The following is a 6,118-nucleotide window of genomic DNA, read 5'->3' as shown; positions in this document are numbered from 1 at the left end:
CGCACCCGCGCTATCTTCGCGGCGCGCTGCAGAATGTCCTTGTGGCGCGCACTTTCTATCCCGGCTGGACCTGCCGTTTCACCGTCGACGCCAGCGTCGATGCGACCTTCCGCTCAGTCATGGCCGAAGAAGGCGCAGAGATGATCATGGACGACAGCGGCGATCGTGATCCGCGTCATCTGCTGAGCCGCCGCTTCCTCGTCTCGGATGATCCCGACGTTGGCTATTTCATAGTCCGCGATTGCGACAGCGTAATGTTCGATCGCGAGGCCGCAGCGGTGCAGGAGTGGATCGCGAGCGACCTGCCGTTCCACGCGATGCGCGACTGGGTGTCGCATACCGACCCGATCCTGGCCGGCCTGTGGGGCGGGGTCGCGGGCGTGTTTCCGGACATGGCGGGCGCGATCGCGGCCTTCCGCGCGACCACCCCGCACAACATTAACTGGGACCAATATTTCCTTCGCGACCAAATGTGGCCGGCGATCCGCGACCGAATCATGGTCCACGACCGGCTGTTCACCGCGCATGCGACGCGCCCGTTCCCGACCGCCACCCCCGCCGGCCAACGCCATGTCGGGCAGAATGAATATGCCAGCGACAAAGCCGGTCAGGCGGCAGCGCTTGCCGATTTTGCCCGCCGCATTCCCGCGCTCGAACTGTCCCGCCCGGTCACGCTCGATTTCAAGCTTGGCTAACGTTTGGGCTCCACGAGCATCGCGCCGGCGAGAAAAAGGGCGACCCGGTTGGCCCGGGCCGCCCTTCTTCAGGTCGATACTGGCTTGATTAGAAGCCGTAGCTGTAAGTGATCATGGCCGTCCGGATACGGTCCTTCTGGCGGAAGAAATAGTCGGTTGAACCCCCATCGGACTCGAGCACCTCATGCGTGCGCGAGCCGAAGTTATACTGGCTGAGGTCAAGGCCGAACGACGAGCGATCGTTGATCGCGATCGCCCCACCGACGCCAAACACGAAGCCGGTACGGTCGCCCTTTTCATCATATCCCTCGTCCGAGCCGTCAATGTCCATCATATGATGCTTGATGTTGGCAAAGCCCAAACCGGCAGTCCCATAGACCGCAAGCTTGCCCGACGCGAAACCGAGCTTGCCGCGAACCGAACCCAGATTGCTGACCTTTGCACCGATTTCATAAGTGTCGTCGTCAGACCGAGTCGGGCCGACGGTATCGAGGTCGGTCAGCGAGAATTCGCCGACCACGCCGACCAGCACGCCCGGGCCGAAAACATGGTCATAGCCAACGCGGACACCACCGACCAGATTGTCGTCGTTCTGCTTGAAATTCTTGAAATCATCGTACCAGAAATCAAGGTCGTCATGCACGTCTTCGAGATCGGCATAGCCAATTTGAACACCGACATACGGGCCCGAGAAAGGCGAAGCCGAGGCCTGGGCTTGCGCGCCCGAAGCCATCACCAGCGCCGACGAAGCGATGAGAAGATATTTGATCATGTAGGGTCCCCATTAGTTCCACGAAAGGTGGACGATGCCCCTATTCCCGGCTCATTAACAAATTGTAAATTCATAATTGAGCACTGCGCAAATTCATTGCTGCATGTTACAATTTCGCCACGCTTTTGACGGAGTTGGCGACGTTACCGATTGACCGCCGCCATACCTTGCGCATGATAACGGTCGCCGCCTGCTGCGCCCGCTGGCAGGATTAAGTCGAGCGCCGCCACCTCGTCGGGGCCAAGCTCGATCGCCGCCGCGGCGATATTCTGGTCGAGGTAGCTGCGGCGCTTGGTCCCCGGGATCGGGACGATGTCATCGCCCCTCTCCAACACCCACGCCAGCGCCAGTTGCGCCGCCGTCACACCCTTTTCCTCAGCAAGCTCCTTGATCCGATCGACCAAGGCGATGTTCCGGGCGAAATTGTCGCCGGTGAAGCGCGGGTGGAACCGGCGATAATCATTGTCCGGGAAATCCTCTGGCCGACGGATCTCGCCGGTCAGGAACCCGCGACCGAGCGGCGAATAAGCGACATAGCCGATACCAAGCTCGCGCACCGTCGGCAGCACTTCCTCCTCGGCATCGCGGCTCCACAGCGAATATTCGGTTTGCAGGGCAGTGATCGGATGCACCGCGTGCGCGCGCCGGATCGTGTCCGGCGCCGCCTCGCTCAAACCGAGGAAGCGAATCTTGCCCTCATCCTTCAATCTCGCCATCTCGCCGACGGTATCCTCGATCGGGGTCTCGGGATCGACCCGGTGCTGGTAATAAAGGTCGATCGTCTCGACCCCTAGCCGCTTGAGGCTCGCCTCGCAGCACGACCGCACATAATCGGGCTTCCCGTTAACGCCGAGGAACGCGCCATCGGCCCCACGCATGTTGCCGAACTTGGTCGCCAGGAACACATTCTCGCGGCGATCGGCGATCGCCTTGCCGACCAGTTCCTCGTTGATGAACGGCCCATACATGTCGGCGGTGTCGAGGAAGTTGACCCCCTGATCGAGTGCATGGTGAATCGTCGCGATCGATTCCGCATCGTCGCGCGACCCGTAAAATTCGCTCATCCCCATGCAGCCCAGCCCAATCGCCGAGACGGTCGGGCCATCGCGGCCAAGAATGCGGGTGGCAATGGTCATGTCATTCTCCAAATAGTTATTACCCAACGCCATTGCCGCCAATTTGATGCATTTTAGCGTCCACAATGTGATAATCGCCTGTCCGTCCCTGTCGCTTAGCCGGACCATCGAGTTATCACGAAGGGGCAAGGCATGAGCACCAACAGGCAACGGCTAGACGGCAAGGTGGCAATCGTCACCGGCGCAACCGGCGGCATCGGCGAAGCGACTGCCAAGCTATTTCTCGAACTTGGGGCGAAGGTGATGCTCGTCGCCCGCTCGCCCGACAAGTTGGCGGAAACAAAAGCGCGGCTCGAGGGGCTTGGCGAATTTGACGGTGCAATCGCCGATTCGACCGACGAAGATGCCACTGCCGCAGCCGTTGCAAAGACTGTCGACCGCTTCGGCGGGCTCGACATCTTGATTGCCAATGCGGGAACCGAGGGCGTGCTCAAACCAATCGAGGCGCTGACCGTCGCCGAGTTCAACGATACGCTGCAAACCAATGTGATCGGCGTGTGGCTGGCGATGAAATATGCCGTCGCACCGATGAAGGCGCGCGGCGGCGGATCGATCGTCGCTTTGTCGTCGATTGCCGGGCAGATCGGCTTTCCCGCCATGTCGCCCTACGTTGCCAGCAAGCATGCGGTGTTCGGGCTGGTCAAAACCGCCGCGCTGGAACTTGGGCCGTTCAACATCCGCGTCAATGCAGTCGGCCCCGGCCCGATCGACAATCGGATGATCGCTTCGCTGCAAAACCAGCTCGCACCCGACGATCCGGCCGCATTGCGCGAAGGGATTGAGGCAGGGATTCCGATGAAGCGCTACGGCACCAGCGAGGAAGTCGCCCACCTCCTCGCTTTCCTCGCCAGCGACGAATCATCCTATTGCAACGGCTCAATCCACATGATCGACGGCGGCTACATAGCCGCCTGAGCGGTCAATCGATCGCCACCGCGTCGTGCAGCTCGCCGGGCTCCTGCTTTTTCGCCGGGCGCAGCAGCAGTACGAGCGGGATCGCCGCCAGCGTTACCCACATCATGAAATAGAAATCATCGACGTAGGCGATAAACGCGGCTTGGCGGTTGATCTCGGCATTGACCAGCGCGGTTGCCGCTTCGGCCGGCAGTCCAAGCTGGCTGACCACGGCGCCAGTGATCGGCGGCAAAGTCTGGTCGGTGATGTGACCCGCCATGTCGGCGTGGGATTGCTGCACATTGCGCGCCAGCAAGGCGGTGACGACGCTAATTCCGATTGATCCACCAATATTGCGCGACAGGTTGAGCAAGCTCGCCGCCGCCGTCCGCAGCCGCGGCACGAGGGTCGCGAAGGCCAGGCTCTGGACGGTGACGAACATCAGGCCCAGCCCAAGTCCCTGGATGATTCCAGAGATGACGATCAGCCGACTACCCATGTCGATCGCAAAGCCCGACATGATGTGCAGCGACCACGCCATCAGCCCCATCCCGGCGGCGATCAGGATGCGCAGGTCGATCTTGCCGATCAGTCGCCCGGCGAGCACCATCGTGATCAATGTGCCGATCCCGCGCGGCATCGTCAGCAGCCCCGACTGGAACACCGAATGGCCGTACAATCGCTGCAGCAATGGTGGCAGCAGCGCGAGGCCGGCGAGCAATAGCAGGCCGGTTACCACCATGAAAAACATCCCGAGCGCGAAATTGCGGTCGGCGAACATGCCGCGTTCGAACAATGGCTCGCGCGCGGTCAGGGTGTGGGTGACGAACATCCACGCCGCGCCGACGAATAGCCCGCCCTCGATCCATATCTCCCAGCTTTGGAACCAGTCGAGCTGCTGCCCGCGGTCAAGCATCATCTGCAGGCTGCCGAGCGCAACGCCGAGCAAAGTGAAGCCGAAAATGTCAAACTTGCGCGGCGCAAGCGCGCTCTTGGGCATATAGCGGATCAGCATCAACGTCGCGATCGCCCCGACCGGAAGGTTGACCAGGAACACCCAGCGCCAGTTGAAGCTGTCGGTCAGCCAGCCGCCGAGCACTGGCCCCAGGATCGGCCCGATCATGATGCCGCCGCCGATCAAGGCCATCGCCCGGGCGTGGCGCTCGGGCGGGTTGATGTCGAACAGGGTCGCCTGGGCAAGCGGGACGAGGAATGCACCAGTGACGCCCTGGATCGCGCGGAAGATGACCATCTCGGTCAGGCTCTGCGCAATCGCGCATAATAAGGATGCGATGGTGAATCCGATCACCGCCAAAATCAGCAATCGCTTGCGTCCGATCTTGTCGGCCAGCCAGCCCGAGATCGGAATCGCAATTGCGCTCGCCACGATATAGCTGGTCAGCACCCAGTTAACGCTTTCCTGCGTCGCGCCAAGGCTGGCCTGCATGTGCGGCAGTGCGACGTTGGCGATGGTCGTGTCGAGCACCTGGATCAGCACCGCGAGCATCACTGCGACGGTGACGAGGTTGCGCCGCGTGGGGTCGAGAACCTGCTCGGTCATCGCGCGTTAGCGTGCTGTCTGGAGGTCGACCTCGGCATCGGCCGAAAGCCCGGCGATCATCGCTCGCGACGGCACCTCGTCGAACGCCACCCGAACCGGGACACGCTGGGTGACCTTGACCCAATTGCCATTGGCATTCTGTGCCGGAAGCACCGAAAATTCGCTGCCTGTGCCAGCCCCGATCGACGCGACATGGCCGCGCACCTTGAGGCCGGGATAAGCGTCGAACTTGAGCGTCGCCTTCTGCCCGACTTGCATCTTGGCCAGGTCGCCTTCCTTGAAATTGGCCTCAACCCAGCCGCCCTTGTCCTTGACGATCGACAGCATCGCGACCCCGGTGATCGCCGCCTGGCCGACGAGCAAGCGGTCCGAATTGGCGACGATCCCGCTTTCGGGAGCACGCACGAGACCGCGGGTCAGATCGAGCTGCGCCTTGGCGATCGCCGCGCGCGCGGCGGCAATCTGCGGCTGGTTGCCGGTTGGCGAGATGGCAGCATTGGCATTGGCGGCCTGAGCTCGCGCATCGGCCAACTGGGTCTGAGCTTTGGTCACTTCACTGACTGCATCGTCATAGTCCGAGCGTGTGGTAAATCCGCGCCCGAGCAGCGCCTGCTGGCGGGCGAGCGCACGCCGCTGAATCGCGAGGTTGGCCGTCGCGCCGGTGATGTCGCCGCCGGTGCCGGCCGCTGCCACGCCAAGCTGGCGGGTCTGTAATTCGGCGGCAGCAAGTTGCGCCTGCGCTTGAAGCAAGGCGACCTCGGCAGATCCCGGATCGATCCGGTACAGCGGGTCACCGCGATTGACGTGCTGGTTCTCGCGCACAAACACCTCGACCACCGGCCCGTTGATCTGGGTCGAAACCGAGACGATATCCTGCTTCACATAGGCATTGTCGGTCGAGACGCTACGCCCGCTGGTCAGCCAGAAATAACCGCCGACCACGAGCAGCAGCAACGGCACGCCAAGCATGATCGCCCAGCGCTTCACTGTACGCGAGGGATTGGTCTTGACGACCTCGGACTCGACTGGCGTTTCCGCTGGAGCGGGAATGGCTTTCATC

General features: G+C 62.1%; 6 protein-coding genes. 2 read left to right on the top strand and 4 right to left on the bottom strand.

The window, feature by feature from the left end; translation table 11 throughout:
- Positions 1–695, top strand: a 695-nt coding sequence (locus RMN73_RS03830) for a hypothetical protein (protein WP_309601991.1), incomplete at its 5' end; no start/stop codon positions are given.
- Positions 696–783: 88 nt separating this feature from the next.
- On the opposite strand, the gene RMN73_RS03825 is transcribed toward RMN73_RS03830, so the two are convergent.
- Complete coding sequence (locus RMN73_RS03825; RefSeq protein ID WP_309601990.1) at positions 784–1,467, bottom strand: outer membrane beta-barrel protein; 684 nt, start codon at positions 1,465–1,467, stop codon at positions 784–786.
- Between the two features lie 143 nt (positions 1,468–1,610).
- A complete protein-coding gene (locus tag RMN73_RS03820; protein ID WP_405051518.1) occupies positions 1,611–2,597 on the bottom strand; it encodes an aldo/keto reductase in 987 nt (328 codons plus the stop codon).
- Between the two features lie 138 nt (positions 2,598–2,735).
- Here RMN73_RS03820 and RMN73_RS03815 point away from each other — a divergent pair, with 138 nt between their 5' ends.
- Positions 2,736–3,518 (top strand): SDR family NAD(P)-dependent oxidoreductase, encoded by a 783-nt coding sequence (locus tag RMN73_RS03815; RefSeq protein ID WP_309601988.1) that lies wholly within the window; start codon positions 2,736–2,738, stop codon positions 3,516–3,518.
- A 4-nt stretch (positions 3,519–3,522) separates the two neighbouring features.
- On the opposite strand, the gene RMN73_RS03810 is transcribed toward RMN73_RS03815, so the two are convergent.
- Together RMN73_RS03810 and RMN73_RS03805 are read right to left on the bottom strand one after the other, a co-directional pair.
- Positions 3,523–5,058, bottom strand: a complete 1,536-nt coding sequence (locus tag RMN73_RS03810) for a DHA2 family efflux MFS transporter permease subunit (protein ID WP_309601987.1) — start codon at positions 5,056–5,058, stop codon at positions 3,523–3,525.
- Between the two features lie 6 nt (positions 5,059–5,064).
- Positions 5,065–6,117, bottom strand: coding sequence for an HlyD family secretion protein (locus RMN73_RS03805; RefSeq protein ID WP_309601994.1), 1,053 nt, complete (start codon positions 6,115–6,117; stop codon positions 5,065–5,067).
- Between the last annotated feature and the right edge of the window lies 1 nt (position 6,118).

The organism is Sphingomonas sp., from assembly GCF_031372575.1.
Classification (GTDB): domain Bacteria; phylum Pseudomonadota; class Alphaproteobacteria; order Sphingomonadales; family Sphingomonadaceae; genus Sphingomicrobium.
The sequence above is the reverse complement of the archived record's forward strand: the minus strand, read 5'-3'. Positions and strand labels throughout refer to the sequence as shown.

What these genes read in the sequence shown, in the direction of transcription:
- RMN73_RS03825 (WP_309601990.1), bottom strand. Translation starts at nt 1,467, where the DNA reads ATGATCAAATATCTTCTCATCGCTTCGTCGGCGCTGGTGATGGCTTCG.
- RMN73_RS03815 (WP_309601988.1), top strand. Translation starts at nt 2,736, where the DNA reads ATGAGCACCAACAGGCAACGGCTAGACGGCAAGGTGGCAATCGTCACC.
- RMN73_RS03810 (WP_309601987.1), bottom strand. Translation starts at nt 5,058, where the DNA reads ATGACCGAGCAGGTTCTCGACCCCACGCGGCGCAACCTCGTCACCGTC.
- RMN73_RS03805 (WP_309601994.1), bottom strand. Translation starts at nt 6,117, where the DNA reads ATGAAAGCCATTCCCGCTCCAGCGGAAACGCCAGTCGAGTCCGAGGTC.